14 protein-coding genes are annotated in these 17,048 nt (G+C 69.3%); 10 read left to right on the forward strand and 4 right to left on the reverse strand.

Annotation, left to right across the window (positions count from 1 at the left end):
• Positions 1-4 precede the first annotated feature (4 nt).
• A complete protein-coding gene (locus tag IEQ44_RS07955; protein ID WP_193637911.1) occupies positions 5-1,012 on the reverse strand; it encodes a hypothetical protein in 1,008 nt (335 codons plus the stop codon).
• 164 nt (positions 1,013-1,176) lie between these two features.
• Here IEQ44_RS07955 and IEQ44_RS07960 point away from each other — a divergent pair, with 164 nt between their 5' ends.
• The 3 genes from IEQ44_RS07960 to IEQ44_RS07970 all read left to right on the forward strand — a co-directional run bounded on the left by IEQ44_RS07960 (position 1,177) and on the right by IEQ44_RS07970 (position 5,873).
• Positions 1,177-1,413 (forward strand): hypothetical protein, encoded by a 237-nt coding sequence (locus tag IEQ44_RS07960; RefSeq protein ID WP_193637912.1) that lies wholly within the window; start codon positions 1,177-1,179, stop codon positions 1,411-1,413.
• Positions 1,414-2,031: 618 nt separating this feature from the next.
• Entirely contained in the window at positions 2,032-4,143 is a 2,112-nt protein-coding gene (locus IEQ44_RS17895; RefSeq protein ID WP_193637913.1) for a GmrSD restriction endonuclease domain-containing protein, read from the forward strand.
• 389 nt (positions 4,144-4,532) lie between these two features.
• Positions 4,533-5,873, forward strand: coding sequence for a hypothetical protein (locus IEQ44_RS07970; protein WP_193637914.1), 1,341 nt, complete (start codon positions 4,533-4,535; stop codon positions 5,871-5,873).
• A gap of 60 nt (positions 5,874-5,933) precedes the next feature.
• Here the strand turns inward: IEQ44_RS07970 and IEQ44_RS07975 are convergent, their stop codons facing one another.
• Both IEQ44_RS07975 and IEQ44_RS17900 read right to left on the reverse strand, forming a co-directional pair.
• Positions 5,934-6,515: a hypothetical protein gene (locus IEQ44_RS07975; RefSeq protein ID WP_193637915.1), complete on the reverse strand. Its 582-nt coding sequence runs from the start codon at positions 6,513-6,515 to the stop codon at positions 5,934-5,936.
• A 309-nt stretch (positions 6,516-6,824) separates the two neighbouring features.
• Entirely contained in the window at positions 6,825-7,445 is a 621-nt protein-coding gene (locus IEQ44_RS17900; RefSeq protein WP_319804569.1) for a TMEM165/GDT1 family protein, read from the reverse strand.
• Positions 7,446-7,535: 90 nt separating this feature from the next.
• Here IEQ44_RS17900 and IEQ44_RS07985 point away from each other — a divergent pair, with 90 nt between their 5' ends.
• The 7 genes from IEQ44_RS07985 (at position 7,536) to IEQ44_RS08015 (ending at position 16,029) form a co-directional block, all read left to right on the forward strand.
• Positions 7,536-7,859, forward strand: a complete 324-nt coding sequence (locus IEQ44_RS07985; RefSeq protein WP_193637916.1) for an antitoxin — start codon at positions 7,536-7,538, stop codon at positions 7,857-7,859.
• A gap of 84 nt (positions 7,860-7,943) precedes the next feature.
• Positions 7,944-8,366, forward strand: a complete 423-nt coding sequence (locus tag IEQ44_RS07990) for a VOC family protein (RefSeq protein WP_193637917.1) — start codon at positions 7,944-7,946, stop codon at positions 8,364-8,366.
• Between the two features lie 66 nt (positions 8,367-8,432).
• Positions 8,433-9,764, forward strand: a complete 1,332-nt coding sequence (locus tag IEQ44_RS07995) for an SWIM zinc finger family protein (protein WP_193637918.1) — start codon at positions 8,433-8,435, stop codon at positions 9,762-9,764.
• Entirely contained in the window at positions 9,761-11,272 is a 1,512-nt protein-coding gene (locus IEQ44_RS08000; protein WP_193637919.1) for a DUF5691 domain-containing protein, read from the forward strand. The genes IEQ44_RS07995 and IEQ44_RS08000 overlap by 4 nt, the downstream gene beginning before the upstream one ends.
• The gene (locus IEQ44_RS08005; protein WP_193637920.1) at positions 11,269-12,357 is read left to right on the forward strand and encodes an ATP-binding protein; all 1,089 of its coding nucleotides are present in this window, start codon (positions 11,269-11,271) and stop codon (positions 12,355-12,357) included. Before IEQ44_RS08000 ends, IEQ44_RS08005 begins: the two co-directional genes overlap by 4 nt.
• A 4-nt stretch (positions 12,358-12,361) precedes the next feature.
• Complete coding sequence (locus IEQ44_RS08010; protein ID WP_193637921.1) at positions 12,362-14,776, forward strand: DUF5682 family protein; 2,415 nt, start codon at positions 12,362-12,364, stop codon at positions 14,774-14,776.
• Positions 14,773-16,029: a VWA domain-containing protein gene (locus IEQ44_RS08015; protein ID WP_193637922.1), complete on the forward strand. Its 1,257-nt coding sequence runs from the start codon at positions 14,773-14,775 to the stop codon at positions 16,027-16,029. The genes IEQ44_RS08010 and IEQ44_RS08015 overlap by 4 nt, the downstream gene beginning before the upstream one ends.
• A gap of 115 nt (positions 16,030-16,144) precedes the next feature.
• On the opposite strand, the gene IEQ44_RS08020 is transcribed toward IEQ44_RS08015, so the two are convergent.
• Positions 16,145-17,026 (reverse strand): alpha/beta hydrolase family protein, encoded by an 882-nt coding sequence (locus IEQ44_RS08020; protein ID WP_193637923.1) that lies wholly within the window; start codon positions 17,024-17,026, stop codon positions 16,145-16,147.
• Between the last annotated feature and the right edge of the window lie 22 nt (positions 17,027-17,048).

A 17,048-nucleotide genomic window follows, 5' to 3' on the forward strand; every position in this document is an offset into this window, starting at 1 on the left:
ACGCTCAGCGTGCCAAACGCGTCTTCAACGCTCCCGAAACCACAGTCAGCCCATCCGTGTCGAATGCTTCCCGTCGGAGCCTCAAGCGGTGAAGCGATGCCCCCTTCGTCTCAAAGTCGATGGCCTTGCCGTCGATGTCACGGTCAACGCCTTCCACTGTGATGAGTCCAAACCGTTCAAGCCAGCGGTGCGACTCGAACCGATCTCGCCCGATGCCGTAGTTCAGGACCCGTACGTCCGACGGAATCGCTACCGCACCCGAGGCGATAGACCCACGCCCACACGCCACCATCAACAGAACCGCAATCTCAGTGTCCTCAAGGAGATGTACCCACCCGTTGGTGATGAACGACATCGGCAACGAAAACGACGCGTCCCTTCGAGGCACTCGGTACGGCAAGGGTTCAGCGTCCGGGAGCCTGCTCGCCGTTTCGTCCGTCAGAAGAAACCCTTCGTGCTTGCCTGCGCCCCGACCCCGGTTCGGCAGCACCACCAACCGACTTGCCTCCAACGAGTCCAACGCCTGCTTGATGGCACGCAACCGCTTGTCCTGTGCCCTCACGTACAACCGCTTGTCGGTAGTCGTCCGAGCGTCGGAAGCAAACAGATCGGTCCACCCCGTGTCTCCACTGCTCACGGGAACGAGAGGCCGGTCGTTGGATGAGGCTCTGGCCCCCTCGCGGACACGGAACTGAGCCTCCGCTAACGCCAGCAAGTGGAACCTCAGCAGGCCGCCACGAGACCGAACCAACGACCCCGCCGGAGGACACTCCGCCGACGGGGGTTGACGCAAATCAGACACACCCGAACTGGCGCCCCTCTCGCCGAACACGTACCCGGACCGCAGACGAAACGCCTGCACCCCCAGCGTCTGCTGCATCGTCTTGAAGCCGTCATTGGCCACCCTCACGGACGGAGCCGCCATCTCCAGCCGTGCCGCGCGACCCTCCAACGCAACCCGCTCACGCACAGTGGGAGGAGCCGACACACCGAAACCGAAGAACTTTGGCACGGATCTTTACTCCTCAAAATCAACGTTTCAACCCGCCAGACGCCTACGGCATGACATGAACGATCTGGGCCTAGCCATGCGGGTTAAAACGCAAACCTGACTGTACCCCATGACCCCCAAAATCGTGCTCCCATGGAGACCACGACATCGGAAGGAAGAGGGCCATGGCCACCACGAACACCCCCAACAGGCCGAACGGCATCCTCGACCTGCGCACCTTCGTCATCTGCGCCATCAGTTTCTGCGTTGCCGCCCTCAGCGCCACAACCGCAGGCTTCACCGCGCACACGTCCCAGTCCGCTCCCATGGCCATCACGGCCGCAGTCGCATCAGTCGCCTTCGTTCTGATGTTCCTCACCGTCGCCAAAGGACTCCACGCGTTCATCCGCACCGAAGAGTGACGCTCGCCCCACCCACGGCGTTACCAAGAGTCATAGGAGCAGTTGCGTCGGTCCGCCGTCGTCGCCAATGAGGCAATCGCTTACCAACTGGCGCACGCAAACAACGCGGCCAAGATTCCCGGCGCACAGATTGCCGAGCGGAAGGCGTGGCTTGAACAGCGCCGAGCCGACCTCTTTGCGTGGGTGAGACGGCAGAGGTCACTCTCAAGACCAGGTGCCGGGGTACCGATGACGAGCGCCATCAAGGACGTCCCAGGGAGTGATCGCCGAAAGCGGTTTCACGACCTTCCCGGTTGACCTAGAGCCCGCCACCTACTTCCACGCCGTCGCCGACATCACCACGTACACCCACAGAGTGCTCACCCAGACTCGCACACTCACAACCGACCTGACGCAACTGGTTGAAGCAGGACTCGCGCGGCGGTGACGGCCACTGACTGTTTCGGCAGACCGCTGAAGCCTCACCAACGATTCAAGGCAAGACAAGCCCTGTCTTTGCATAGGGTTGAGGCGCGTCTTGACGGGTCCTTCGCAAGCAGATCGCCGGACTGGTTCTAGGAGGCATCAGCGTCCGTCGATACGACTCCACAAGACGCCATCTACAAGCAGGGGGAACATGTGAGCGCGAAGTTTGGACACCACCCATGGACTGTTGAAGAACTCGTCTCAGGGGTCGACAAGGGCACCATCAGGCTGCCCGACATCCAGCGCCCGTTTGTGTGGCCCAACGCCAAAGTCCGTGACCTCATCGACTCCATGTACAGGGGTTATCCGGTTGGAGAGTTGATGTTCTGGGCCAACAAGGACGGTGAGCACACCAAGGCAATCGGCGGGAACGCCAAGACCCAAGATGCGTCCATGCAGGTCGTGGACGGGCAGCAGCGGCTCACCAGCCTGTACGCGGTCCTCAAGGGGTTGGAGGTCTGGCGTGAGGACTACTCACGCGAAGCCATCAAGTTGGCGTTCAACCCGATGACAGGTCGGTTTGAGGTGCCCACGGCAGTCATCGAGCGGCAGAGCGATTGGATCGCGGACATCGGTGACGTCTTCGCCGGACAAATCTCCGCACGCCGTAACTACCTGACGCGTCTCAAGGCCGACCCGAAGCACACGGTGGACGCCGACACTGAGGACGCCATCGAACTTGCCATTCAGCGGCTGGCTGACCTGCGCAACTACACGTTCCAAGTCGTCCAGATCAAGGAGGAAGTAGAGCGCGAAACTGTCGCGGACATCTTCGTGCGCATCAACTCCGAAGGCGTCAACCTGTCGTCGGCAGACTTCATCCTCACGTGGATGAGCGTCTTCTGGGAGGAGGGCCGCACCGAACTTGAGGTCTGGGCACGCAACTCGCGGTTCACGCCCGCCGAGGTGGTCTCCATCCTCAATGAGCCGACCAAGTGGACGCCTCAGAACCCGTACATGACGTTCGAGCCGGGCCAGATCCTTCGTGTCGCCATTGCCGTCGGTCTGCGCCGCGCCAAACTCCAAGACGCCTACAACGTCCTCCGTGGCCGCGACCCCCGCACTCGGGTGATTGACCCGGCACGCCGCACTACCGAGTTGGCTCGGTTGAAGACTGGTCAGGCTCACGCGACCAAGAACCTCCATTGGGACGAGTTCTTGAAGGTCCTCGAACGTGCCGGGTTCCGCACCAAGGACATGATCACGTCCGAGAACACGGTGCTGTACTCCTACGCCTTGTGGATCATCGGACGCATCGACTTCAAGGTCCCGGTCGATGAACTGCGCGAGGTCATGGCCCGCTGGTTCTTCATGTCGCAGATCACTGGGCGCTACACCTCGTCCCCCGAAACTCGGATGCAGGAAGACCTCAACCGCCTCGAAGGCGTCAACCCCACCCCTGATGAGTTCATCAAGGTCCTCAGTGGGCAGATCGCCGCCGCCGTCCCCGAGGACTGGTGGCGCGTCACCCTGCCCGAGAACCTCAACACGTCTTCTACGGGGGCACCGGCCTACGTCGGCTATATCGCCGCGCTCAACATCCTCGACGCCGAGGTGCTGCTGGCCACCTCCAAGATCAAGGACTGGATCAACCCACTTCGTCGAACCGTTAAGGGCATCGAGAAGCACCACCTGTTCCCCAAGGACTACCTCAAGAGCGTCCTCGGGCTCACCGACAACAAGAAGATCAACCAAGTCGCGAACTTCGCGCTCGTGGAGTGGTCGGACAACATCACCATCTCCAACCAGCCGCCCACGGCGTACTGGCCCCAAGAGGTCAGCGCCAAGAACATCGAAGAAGTCCGCCGGGTGCGCCAGGAGGAATGGCACGCCTTGCCCGAAGGGTGGATCAACCTCGACTACGAAGAGTTCCTGCAGCAGCGCCGTCACCTCATGGCCAAGGTCATCCACGAGGGCTACAAGCGTCTCTTCGACCCGAACTACGAGCCCGACCTCACCCGCCCCGCAAGTCCCTCCACGCCAGCAGCGACCACGCTGCCCACGTTCGAGTACCTCGTCACTTCCGGAGTCATCCCGCCCGGCACCCTCCTCACCCCGGTGGACCCCGAAGGCACCGGCACCATCGCAGAAGTGATGGAAGACGGCTACATCAAGGTCGGTGACCACCTCTGCGAAACCGTGGACCGAGCCGCCAAGGAAGACCACGCCGAAAGCGGCAGCGGATGGGACTACTGGCAGGCCCACTTCGACGGAGAGGACGAAGTCGTGACTCTCTCAGACCTCCGAGAGCGACCAGTCGTCTGAGACGCACCTCCGATGAGTCGGAGGGCTTCCCTAGCCCTTCCCTGCGAGACCCGGTGGATGCGTACAGTCGCCACGCTCATCGGCCAATGAGAATCACATCGAGGCAGCAGAACGAGAAGGGGACGGGACTGCAGCACGGATAGGTCACACTGACGCCTGATCGTGCAGCAGTCCCGACAAGCCGACTGGGACCGTCGTCACTGTCACCGACGCGATCACAACGCTCGCCGCTGCTCACATCGAACCGGTCAGCAAACCCGAAGCCACACGGGCTGTCGAGGACCACCTCTACAACCTTTACCGGCGTGCCCTGCTCACCCACAGCGACGGCGAAACTTTCAGCACCCGATGACCACCCGACACGCCCCCGCCCAGAAAGCCAACCCGCGATGACAGCGACCGAACCACCCAGCCATGAGCCCCCCGACGACCCGGCCTCCGCCGAAACCGAGCACGAGCCACTCGACATCCACGATATCCGGGACGAACGCACACGCACCCCAGAAGAGGACGAGGCTGCCCGCAAGGAACTACTCGCCAACCTGAGGACCAACACTGACGTCTGGAAGCGGGCTACACGTCGCGGAGTTGGCAGCGCCGCCAACCTCGGGGCACTTGGAGCGAGGGGCTACGGCATCGAACGGTTCAAGTTCCCCAACCACTTCCAGAGCACCATGGCCCGAATTACTGAGTCGAACAGGGCGATGCTCAAGCGGGCCGCAGATGCGTCCAACCTGATTCCGAAGGGGACGTTCAACAACTTCAACTTCGACGGACTCGGCGCAGCGGCGTACGCGAACTTGACCGAGAGCCACAAGGCTCAGATGAACAACATCGTCGCCAACTTCATGCCACGTGTCGAGACGCCCAAGTTCGACTTCGACATCGACCGCCTAAGAGCAGCGTCCCTCGCGAGCAGCGCGTTCCAGCAGCCGACCTACCCGAGCCTGACACGGATGCTCGCCAGCCATCCAGCGGTGACCGCGAGGTTCGCTCCGGCCTTCCAGACATCGCTGAAGGGCTCGCGCGTACCAGACTTTGACTTCGGGCTGGCGGAACACCTCAAGTCGCTGCTTAACCTCGACCTCGACCTCGACCTCGACCGCTTCTCGCGCCTGATCGAACGATTCAAGCCACGTAACCTGCGCGGGATCGAGATCGACATCAGCATCGCTTTGACCCTCATGCGTGAAGAAGCCATCCCCTTCGCGCTTGTCACCGACCCAGAGACCGCAACTCTGCTGGTTGAGGCAGCGGACAGCGCGGCACGCAAGAAGATCCTCGTTCAGCGCGCGGAAAGCATCTTCGACGCTTGTGACGACGTGATCTCCCTCAGCGTCAACGATGACCTACCTCAGAAGGGAGTGCTCATTCGTTCGGCCATTGCCACCTACCGCGACGGCCACCATGAGGCAGCCCAAGCCCTCGCCACGGTGATTCTCGATGGCCTCGTCTCTCGACACCCCAACAACCCACAACTCAAGAATGCGGACGAAGGCCACGCTTACATCGACACGAAGCACGACTTCCGGGATGCCTTCTTCCTGCTACCTCTTCCAACTGCTCACATCAAGACCTACAGCGAGGAGTACAAGAAGAGCGACCGCAGCATGTACAACCGGCACGCCACCGTTCACACCGTCGCCGACGGCCAACTGACCTCAGGAAACGCGGTCCAAGCCATCATGCTCGCCAGCAGCCTCCTCGGGTTCTACCAAAACCTCTGGTGACTGCCCAGCACCTCCTGTCGTGTGCCCGCCGTCGCATAGGCCCAGCAACGGGAGGTTGCGTTACCAAGCAATCAGGTCAGTAGTGAACGCCACAGAAGCATCCTCTGGGGCACCGCCGCCGATCAACCATTCCAGCGGGGACACATCATCAGGGAGATTCTCGTTCGCCGTGGTCATCCAATGCTCAACGTCGACGGGGAGCCAGTCCCAAGGTAGACGTAACAGGACGTGCCTCAAGCCGGGCACGACTCCATCTTCGACGAACTGCCACGCCGGGAACACGTTCCCGCGCCTCGGGCCGACGCCCTTCACTACGTACAGGTCCCGGCTTCGCACGAGACGCGACACCTTCGTCGCCGACCAAGTGAACCGGTCAACGACCTCTGCGGTCGTCAACGCGGTCTCCACCACGTGCGCCCAATCGGCACGCGACGCTCGCTCCCGCTCCACGAGCGCAGCGCGACGCAGTTCAGGCGAAGTGATCACCTCCACGGGTACGCCACCGTGCCCGGCGAGGAACTCCACCTCACCAGCAGACAGCGTCGCCGTTCCGCCGAGGTCGTCATCCAACGCCTCAGCCAGCGCAACAGCAGGCACGCCGTGCCTCACCGCGACGGCCTCCACACTCGCTGGCGCATTCATGTGCCCACACTACGCCGAACCGCTAGGGACGGGGAAGCACGCGGCACGACGATGCGCGTTACTGAAACGGTCACTGCGCGTTATTTGAAGCCGTTGCTCGACCTCTTGACCTGCGACAAGAGAGTTTTCCCCGTAGGTCCTCTTCATTTGCCCGGGCCGCCCCCGTTCGCGCCGGCCACCCTCGCTCGTTGGCGCACCCCCGCTCGTGGCGCACTCTCCGCTCGCGTCATACGAAGGGAGCCACCGTCGACACCGTCCGTATGACGCCAGCCGGAACGTATGACACCAGCCAGCGGGCCGGGAGGTGGCTCAGCCCGCGACGAGCTCGTAGACGGTGAAGCTGGCGAGGGCTGTGCAGACGGCCGCCCCGAGGTAGTGGAGGACCGAGAGCTTCACCTTGGCGAGCAGGATCCGGCCCACGATCACGGCCAGTCCGGAGACCGCCAGCAGTGCGGCCCACGCCCCCACGAAGACCGAGACGGGGTCGTCGTGGCGGGCGACGAGTGAGAGGGTCAACAGCTGCGACAGGTCGCCCCACTCGGCGGCGAAGAGCACGATGAAGGACGTCAGGACCACCTTGCCGCCGTGCACCTCGCCGCGGGCCGCCGCCTTCGCCGCGAACTCCTCCTCGGTCTCCGACTCCTCCGAGTCGGCAGTGCGCGCCTCGCGCAGCAGCAACACCGCCCCGACGGCGAAGAGCAGCGCCGCGGCGCCGCGTACGACGTCGTCGGGCAGGAACGAGGCGGCCTTGCCCAGGGCCACCGCGATGCCGGTCTGCACGGCGAAGGCCAGTCCGACGCCGATCCACACGAAGAGCGGCCGGAAGCGGGTGCTCAGCACCAGGGTCGCGATGAACGTCTTGTCCGGCAGCTCGACCACGAAGATGGTCGCGAAGGCGAGGGCGATCACGAAGGGGTCCACGGCGCCCACGATCTCACGGCGAGCCTGGTGTGGGGGCCGGGCCTACGCTGGTGGTTCGGGCCCCGGCGCGGAGCCAGACCGCTCGTCTGAGGAGGAACCATGTCGTTCGCCGACAACATCAAGGCCAAGATCAAGGACGTCGACGTCGAGAAGCAGCTCACCGACCTGGTCGACGAGGGCGAGAAGCTGGTGCAGGAAGCCGTCACGAAGGCCGGCGACGTCGCCCACGAGCGCCGCGACGACGTGCAGGGGTGGCTGGAGAAGGCCACCGGCGCGATCAACGACAAGACCGAGGGCAAGTACGCCGACAAGGTCACCCAGGTGCGCGACACCCTCCTCGGGGGGCTCGACAAGCTGGCGCAGCGGCGTACGCCCAGTGCCCCGGCCGAGCCGACCGACCCGCCGCAGCTGCCCGAGGCCTGACCCGCGGGCGCCGTGGCCGTTGTCGGTGGGCCGCGGGAGCACTGGCGTCGAAGGGTTCACCCACCGACGCACCCGGAGGACTCCATGGCCAGCATGCTCACCCCCTACGTCAACCTCGTCGACGGCCGCGCGCGTGAAGCCGTGGAGTTCTACGCATCGGTGCTCGGCGGCACTCCGCAGGTCACCACGTTCGGCGAGAGCGGCATGGAGGGTCCGTTCGCCGACCAGGTGATGCACGCCCGGCTCGACACCCCTGCGGGTTTCGTGCTGATGGTCGCTGACGCTCCGTCCGAGATGGTCCAGGTGACCGTCGGCAGCAACGTCTCCCTCTCGATCTCCGGCGACGCCGGCGACGCTGCTGCGCTGCGCGGCTACTTCTCCGGCCTCGCGGAGGGTGGCAGCGTCGACGAACCGTTGGCCCAGGCGCCGTGGGGAGACGAGTTCGGGATGCTCACCGACAAGTTCGGCATCCACTGGATGGTCAACATCGCCGGCGCGGCGGCCTGATCCCGAGACAGGGGATCTGGCCGTTCGGGGTCCCGTTGTCGGCCGTCGCTGGTTGGATGACCGGCGATGGCTCGATGGACGCATGACCAGGTGCAGGCGGCCGCCCCCGACGCGGCCTCGCTGACGGCTGCCCGCAAGCTGGCCCACCCCGGTCCGTGGCGCGAGACCGGGTGCACCGACTCCCTCGTGTGGGGTCAGTGCCAGGGCAGCGGCAAGAAGCCCTACCAGGTGAGCATCGACGTGCTCGCGCCCGCCTACCGCTGCTCCTGCCCCAGCCGGAAGTTCCCCTGCAAGCACGGCCTCGCCCTGCTCATGCTCTGGTCCGACGGCGTCCTCGACGAGTCCGGCCAGGTCGCGGAGCACGCCGGTGAGTGGGCGGCCGGCCGAGCCGCGAAGGTGGCCGCGCAGGCGGACCGCGAGGCGCGCGCCGACGCCCCGACGGCACCCGTCGACGAGCAGGCCCGGGCCAGGCGGGTCGCCGAGCGCCTGGCGCGGATGGACGCCGGCGTCGAGGACCTCCGGCTCTGGCTGGAGGACCTGGTGCGTGGCGGTCTGGCCTCTGCGCGGCGCCAGGGCCACGGCTGGTGGGACGGTGCGGCGGCCCGCCTGGTCGACGCCCAGGTGCCCGGCCTGGCCGAACGCGTCCGACGGCTCGGCGATCTGGCCGCCCGGCCGGACTGGGACGAGACCCTGCTGCCCGAGGTGGGCCGGCTGTGGACCGTCACCGCCGCCTGGCTCGGACGTGACGCGCTCTCGCCCGAGGAGCAGGCCGAGGTCCGGGTCGCGGTCGGCTGGGCGCTGCCGTCGGCCGAGGTCCGTGACGCCGACTCCCGGCCCGGTCCGTGGACCGTGCTGGGGGCGCACCGCAGTGACGACGGCACGCTGCAGTCCCAGCGGACCTGGCTGCGCCACGGTGACGGCGAGGTGGTCCAGGTGCTCGACTTCGCCGGACAGGGCCAGAGTCTCGCGGTGCCGCAGCTGAGCGGTGCGGTGATCGACGTCGAGGTTGCCCGCTACCCCGGCCTGCCGCCCCGGCGCGCGCTCTTCGTCGACCTGCCGACCAGCGTCGGCGTGGCGGCCCGTGCCGACGCGGCGGAGAGCGCCTCGACCATCGCCGCGCTCGTCGCGGCGGCGGGCGAGTCGCTGGCCGCGGCCCCGTGGCGTACGCGTGTGCCCGCCCTCCTCGGCGCCGTGCGGCCCGCGCCGGCCGACGCCGACCACCGGCGCTGGCAGCTCGTCGACGCCGACGGCGCCGCGGTGCCGCTGGTGGCCGGTCCGGAGCTGTGGAGCCTGGTCGCACTGACCGGCGGGCGCCCCGCCGACGTCTTCGGCGAGTGGGGCGGGCACCAGTTCCTGCCGCTGACGGTCTGGTCCGACGACGGGGCGGTGCCGCTGTGACGACCCTGCACGAGTGGACCGAGGAGCTGCGCGCCGCCGCGCTGGTCGGCACCGCGCGCCGGGAGGCGCCGGCCGTGCCCGCCGGCTGGGGGCTGGCCGCCCGTCCGCCCGGCAGCCGGGAGCAGGCGCTGCTGTCGGCGGCGGCGCTCGCCGACGTGGTGGCCCGCACCGGCACCCGACCCCCGGTGGAGGCCGTGCCCTTCGAGGTCGCCCCCTCCGACGACCTGCCGGTGGTGGGGCAGCGTGCCGAGCAGCTGCTCGACCTCCTGCTCGGACAGTCGCCCTTCGGGGCGGCGCAGACCAAGCAGATGGTGGCCGCCTGGCTGGCCCACGCCGTGCGGACTGGGCAGCGGGTGCCGCCGCGGCTGCTGCCCGGCCTGCTGACCTCCCGCTTCGTGCCGGCCTCCGCGCGCGCCGACCTCGCCGCCGCGATCGGCGCGCGCGGCCGGTGGTTCGCCGCCCTGCACCCCGACGTGGACCTGGCCGCCGCCGACTCCGTGGCCGGGCAGGCCGTCGCGGGCCAGCTGGGCGGTGCCCTGCCGCCCGACTGGACCACGCTGTGGACCGCGCTGCCCGTGCGCGAGGCGGTCGAGCTGCTCACTCGGGCCCGCGCGCACGACCCGCAGCAGGCGCGGGCGGCGCTGGAGCAGCACGTGGGGACGTACGGCGCGAAGCAGCGCGCCGACCTGCTCGCCGTGCTCGCCGTCGGCCTCTCCCCGGACGACGAGCCGCTGCTGGAGTCGGCGCTCGACGACCGTGCCGCGGGCGTACGCCGCCGCGCCGCCGGCCTCCTCGCCGACCTGCCCGGCAGTGCCCGCAGCCAGCGGATGGGTGCCCGGCTCGCGGGGCTGCTCACCGTCAGCGGTGCCCTGCGTCGGCGTCTCGAGGTGGCGGTGCCGGACGCGCCGGACGCCGCGGGCGTGCGGGACGGGCTCGCCCCGGCGAAGGGCACGCCGACCGTGCAGCAGCGCGCCGGGTGGCTGCGCCAGCTCGTCGAGGAGGCGCCGCTGACGACCTGGACCGACGTCACCGACCGACCACCCGCCGCGACGGTGGCGATGCTGCGCGGCGACACGACCCTGCTGGGGCTGCTCACCGAGGCGGTGGTCCGCACCCGCGACCCGGAGTGGGCCCAGGCGCTGCACGGGGCCGGCGTCGCCGACCCCCGCCTCCACCCGCTGCTGCCCGCCGCCACCCGCCGGACCCTGGTGCTCGCCGGGCTGGCGAAGCGACCCCTGCCGCCCGCCACCGGCGACCTGCTGCGCGCCGGCCCCCACCCGTGGGAGCCGGAGGTGGCCCGCGCCGTGCTGCAGGCGCTGGCCGACCCGCAGCGGCCCGAGGTCGTCCACCACGTCGCACCCGTACTCGCCCACGCCCTGCCGGCCGACGTGCACGCCGACGTCCGGTCGCTGGTCGACCGGGTCCACGGCATCGACCGCCGCAAGCTGCTCGCCGACGTCCTGCAGCTCCACGAGTTCCAGCACACCCTCACGGAGGCCTTCCGATGACCGACACCACCGACGTCCTCCGGCTGCACGCCGAGCAGGCCTACGCCGACGAGCTGGCCGCGCTCGCGGCCCACGACGACCGGCAGCGCCCACCGTCGTGGCGGCTCTCGCCGTGGGCGGTGACGACCTACCTGCTGGGCGGCGAGCTGCCCGACGGCACCGTCATCACGCCCAAGTACGTCGGCCAGCGGCGCCTCGTCGAGCTCGCGGTCTCCTCGCTCGCCACCGACCGGGCGTTGCTCCTGCTGGGCGTGCCCGGCACCGCCAAGTCGTGGGTCGGTGAGCACCTCGCTGCCGCCGTCAGCGGCACCTCCACGCTCGTGGTGCAGGGCACCGCCGGCACCCAGGAGGAGGCGCTGCGCTACGGCTGGAACTACGCCCGGCTGCTGGCCGAGGGACCGTCGCGTGACGCGCTGGTGCCCGGCCCGGTGATGCGGGCGATGGAGTCGGGGTCCCTGGTGCGCGTCGAGGAGCTGACCCGCATCCCCTCCGACGTGCAGGACGCCCTGATCAGCATCCTGTCGGAGAAGACCCTGCCGGTGCCCGAGCTCGACGTCGAGGTGCAGGCGAAGCGCGGATTCAACGTGATCGCCACCGCCAACAACCGCGACAAGGGCGTCAACGAGCTCTCCTCCGCGCTGCGGCGCCGCTTCAACACGGTCGTGCTGCCGTTGCCCGACTCGTTGGAGCAGGAGGTCGAGATCGTCCGCAGCCGCGTCGTCTCCCTGGGCGCCTCGCTCGACCTGCCCGCAGACCTGGCGTCGCTGTCGGAGATCAGCCGTGTGGTGCAGGTGATGCGCGAGCTGCGCGGCGGTGTCACCGAGGACCGGCGGACCACCGTGAAGTCGCCGACCGCGACGCTGTCGACCGCCGAGGCGATCAGCGTCGTCACCAACGGCCTCGCGTTGGCCGCCCACTTCGGTGACGGCCGGATGGGCGCCGACGACGTGGCCGCCGGACTGCTGGGTGCGGTTGTCAAGGACCCGGTGCAGGACCGCGTGGTCTGGCAGGAGTACCTCGAGACCGTGGTCCGGCAACGTCCCGAGTGGCAGGACCTCTACCGCGCCTGCCGCGACCTGGGCTGAGTCGATGGCACGGTCCACCTCCGGCGCCGCGGTCGACGTGCTCGGGATCCGGCACCACGGCCCCGGGTCGGCCCGGTCGGTGCTGGCTGCCCTCAGCGAGCGACCGCCCGACCTGCTGCTCGTCGAGGGCCCGCCCGAGCTCGACGGCATCGTGGCGCTGGCCGGCGACGAGCAGATGTGTCCGCCGGTGGCGGCGCTCGTCTACGCGCCGCACGCGCCGCAGCTGTCGGCCTTCTACCCCTTCGCCGAGTTCTCGCCGGAGTGGGTGGCGATCCGGTGGGCGCTGACCCACGGTGTCGAGGTCCGCTTCCTCGACCTGCCCGCGACCCACGTGCTGGGGCTGAAGGAGCAGGAGCTGCAGGCCGCGGTCGAGGCAGCCGCCGACGAGGCCACCGACGAGGCTGAGGGCGAGGTGGCCGACGAGGTCGAGGTCGACGAGGTGGTCGAGCGCCTCCACCTCGACCCGATCGGGATGCTTGCCGCCGCGGCGGGCTACGACGACCCGGAACGCTGGTGGGAGGACGCCGTCGAGCAGCGCCACGAGGCGGCCGCCGACCGGTTCGACGCAGTGCGCGAGGCGATGGCGGAGGTCCGTGCCCGCGACCCCCGCCCCGACGACGACCCCCGCGTCGTCGAGGACCAGCGGCGCGAGGCATGGATGCGCAGGGTGCTGCGCGCGGCGATGAAGGAGGTCGGCGACGAGGGTCGCATCGCCGTCGTCTGCGGAGCGATGCACGCGCCGGTCCTGGTGCCGGAGTCGTTCCCACCGGCCACCCGCGACAACGCCCTGGTCAAGGGGCTGCCGAAGGTGAAGGTGGCCGCCGCCTGGGCGCCGTGGACCTCGGCCCGGCTCAGCCTCCACTCCGGCTACGGCGCAGGTGTCAGCTCGCCGGGCTGGTACCAGCACCTCTTCGCCCACTGGCTCGCGGAGAGCGGACTGGTCGAGAGCGGACTGGGCGACGGCCACCCTGACTCCCGCGCCGAGGGGGCACCTCCCCGGGCCGACGTGGCCACCACGTGGCTGGTCCGGGTCGCCCACGAGCTGCGCCGCGCCGACTGGGACGCCTCCACCGCCTCCGTCGTCGAGGCCACCCGGCTCGCGCACACCCTGGCCGCGTTGCGCGGGCGGCCCTCGGTCGGTCTCGCCGAGCTCGACGACGCCGCCGAGGTGGTGCTCTGCGAGGGTCACCGGGCGCCGCTGGACGCCGTCCACCGCCGCGTGGTGGTGGGCGAGGAGCTCGGCCAGGTGCCCGACTCGGCGCCCGTCGTGCCGCTGACCGCCGACCTCACGCGGCAGCAGAAGGCGCTGCGGATGAAGGTCAGCGCGACCGCCGCCGTCTCCGAGCTCGACCTGCGCAAGCCCAACCACCTGGCCCGCTCGGTGCTGCTGCACCGCCTCGAGCTGCTCGGCGTCGACTGGGGCGAGCGCGTCGCGACCTCCAGCACCGGCACCTTCAAGGAGGCGTGGAGCCTGGAGTGGCGCCCCGAGCTCGTCGTCGACCTCGTCGTGGCAGGAGTGTGGGGCACGACCGTCGAGACCGCTGCGGCGGGTCGGGTCGCCGACCGGGCCGCAGCGACCGCCGACCTGGCCACGCTGGCGACCCTCGTCCAGCAGAGCCTGGTGGCCGACCTGCCCGAGGCGGTCCGTGCGGTGCTGGCGGCGCTGGAGGAGCGCGCCGCGTTGCAGCACGACGTGCCCGCGCTGCTGCGTACGGTCGAGCCGCTCGCCACCACCTGCCGCTACGGCGACGTCCGCGGCGTCGACACCGGCCAGGTCCGCACCATCCTGGAGACGATGGTGGTGCGTGCCTGCGTCGGTCTGCCCACCGCCTGCGCCTCGCTCGACGACGACGCGGCCACCCAGCTGCGGACCGACCTCGACGGCGCCCAACGGGGGTTGGCGCTGCTGGCCGAGGAGGAGCTGGACCGTGAGTGGTACGCCGCGCTGGCTGCGGTCGCCGCCCCGGAGCACGTGCACGGCACGGTCGCCGGACGCGCCGCCCGGATCCTGCTCGACGCCGGGCAGTGGGAGGTCGACGAGGTCGCGGCCACGATGTCGCGCCGGTTGAGCCGGACGGTGCCGGCCCCGGTGGCAGCGGCCTGGCTGACCGGCTTCCTGGCCGGCGACGCCACGCTGCTGGTGCACGACGCGACCCTGCTGGCGCTCGTCGACGACTGGGTCTCCTCCCTGACCGAGGGCGACTTCGACGACCTGCTGCCCTTGGTGCGCCGCTCCTTCGCCGACTGGTCACCCGCCGAACGGCGTGCGCTCGGCACCCGGCTCGCCCAGCGCGGTCGTGCCGCGCAGCGACCCGTCGAGGCCGGGATCCGGCTGGACCACGCGTGGCCCGGGATCGGGGCCGTCGCCCGGCTGGTCGGGTGGCCCCGGATCGACGAGACCCAGGAGGTGGGCGCATGAGTGAGCCCGACGTGCCCCAGGACGTGCCCCAGGACGCGGCCCAGGACGTGGCGCAGGACGTCGCCCACGACGTGCCTCAGGGCCGGGACCGGTTGACCCGGTGGAGGCTGGTGCTCGGCGACGACGCCGGCGAGACCTTGGTGGGCGCCGATGGGCAGCCGGTCGCGCTCTCGACCGACGACCAGCGGCGCGACGGGGCGTTGAAGGCGCTCTACGACGGTGACCGCCGTGCAGGGCTGGGCCGCTCCGCCCCGCGGGTTGCCTCCTGGCTGGGCGACATCCGGACCTACTTCCCCTCCTCGGTGGTGCAGGTGATGCAGGCCGACGCGATGGAGCGCCTGGGCCTGCGCGAGCTCCTGCTCGAGCCGGAGACGATGCAGGCCGTCCAGCCCGACGTCGCGCTGGTCTCGACCCTCGTGGGCCTGGGGCGCGCGATCCCGGAACGGTCCAAGGAGACCGCGCGCCAGGTCGTACGCACCGTGACCGACGCCCTCGAGGAGCGGTTGCGGCAGCGGACGGTGCAGGCCGTCAGTGGTGCGCTCGACCGGTCCTCGCGCACCCGCCGTCCCCGCTTCGCCGACGTCGACTGGCCGCGGACCATCGCCGCCAACCTGAAGCACTACCTGCCCGAGCACCGCACGGTCGTGCCGGAGCGGCTGGTCGGCCATGCCCGCCGCCAGCAGCAGGTGCAGCGCGAGATCATCCTCTGCGTCGACCAGTCCGGGTCGATGGCGGAGTCGGTGGTCTTCAGCTCGGTCTTCGGCGCGGTGCTGGCGTCGCTGCGCTCGGTGCGCACCCGGATGGTCGTCTTCGACACGGAGGTGGTGGACCTGACCGACGACATGGACGACCCCGTCGACGTGCTCTTCGGCGTCCAGCTCGGTGGCGGCACCGACATCAACCGGGCGCTGGCCTACTGCCAAAACCAGATCACCCAGCCGCCCGACACGGTGCTGGTGCTCATCAGCGACCTCTACGAGGGCGGCATCGCCGACGAGATGCTGCGCCGGGCCCGCCAGGTCGTCGACTCCGGCGCCACCATGGTCGCGCTGCTCGCGCTCAGCGACTCGGGGGCGCCGTCCTACGACCACCAGCACGCCGCCGCGCTCGCCGAGGTGGGCGTACCGTCCTTCGCCTGCACCCCGGACCTCTTCCCCGACCTGATGGCGGCCGCGATCGAGAAGCGGGACATCAGCGCCTGGGCCGCCGCCAACGACGTGGTGACCACCCACGACGTACCGGTCTCCGACTGACCCCGGCCGTGTCTGACCCCGGCCGTGTCTGACCCCGGCCGTGTCCGACGCCGGACGTCATCGTGGGTGGCCGCGGGGGCGACCACCCACGATGACGTCGCGGTGACAGCGGGTGTCAGTTGCTGCAGGTGTTGCGGTAGTCCGAGATCTCGCCGAAGGTCGAGGCCCGGGGGCCGGGGCAGAGGAACTGCCGGTAGCGGTCGTCGTCGTCGACGTAGGTCTTCAGCCAGCTGATCGTGGACCAGGCGATCGTGGTGTCCTCGGTGTTGGGCGCGAAGTGGCTCGCGTTGTTGAGCTCGAGGTACGCCTTGCTCGTCGAGGACGGGATCGACTGGTAGAAGGGGATCGCGTGCGAGCTGACGGAGGCGACCGAGTCGTTCTCCGCGCCGATGATGAGGCTGGGCGTCCGGATCTCGGGCCACGTCTTGTCGAGGTTCCAGGGCGTCAGGCCGACGGTGGCCTTGAGCGAGGGCCGGTCCTTGGCCGCCTCGAGCGTGCCGCCGCCGCCCATCGAGTGGCCGATCACGGCCAGACGGGTGGGATCGATGCGCGACCGGATCGCGGTCGACGAGCGCTGCGTCAGGTAGTCGAGCGCCGCCAGGAGCTGGTCACCGCGCGAGGCGGGCTGGTCGAGGCGGGTCTGCGTGTTGAAGGTGATCACCACGAAACCGTGGGAGGCGAGCCGCGGTCCGAGCCACGCGATGGTCGACTCCGAGGCGGTGTAGCCGGGGGAGATCGCGACCGCGCCGAAGGTGCCCTGGCTGGTCGAGGTCGGGTAGGTGACGGTCGCCGAGCCGAAGCCCGGGGTGGAGAAGTCGGAGATCGACGTCGACGTGACGGCGAAGGGTCCCCGGCGGGCCTCGATGCTCGACTGGGTCGGGTCCGGCCCCCGTTCGTAGGGACTGTCGGCCGAGGCGGACGGCGCGAAGCCGACCATCGAGAGGATGAGGGTCAGGCTGGCTGCCAGGGCCCCGAGGAAGTGCGATCGTCTGTTCATGGGTGTGCTCCGTGAAGGACAT

It is taken from the genome of Nocardioides malaquae (assembly GCF_015070385.1).
GTDB lineage: Bacteria > Actinomycetota > Actinomycetes > Propionibacteriales > Nocardioidaceae > Nocardioides > Nocardioides malaquae.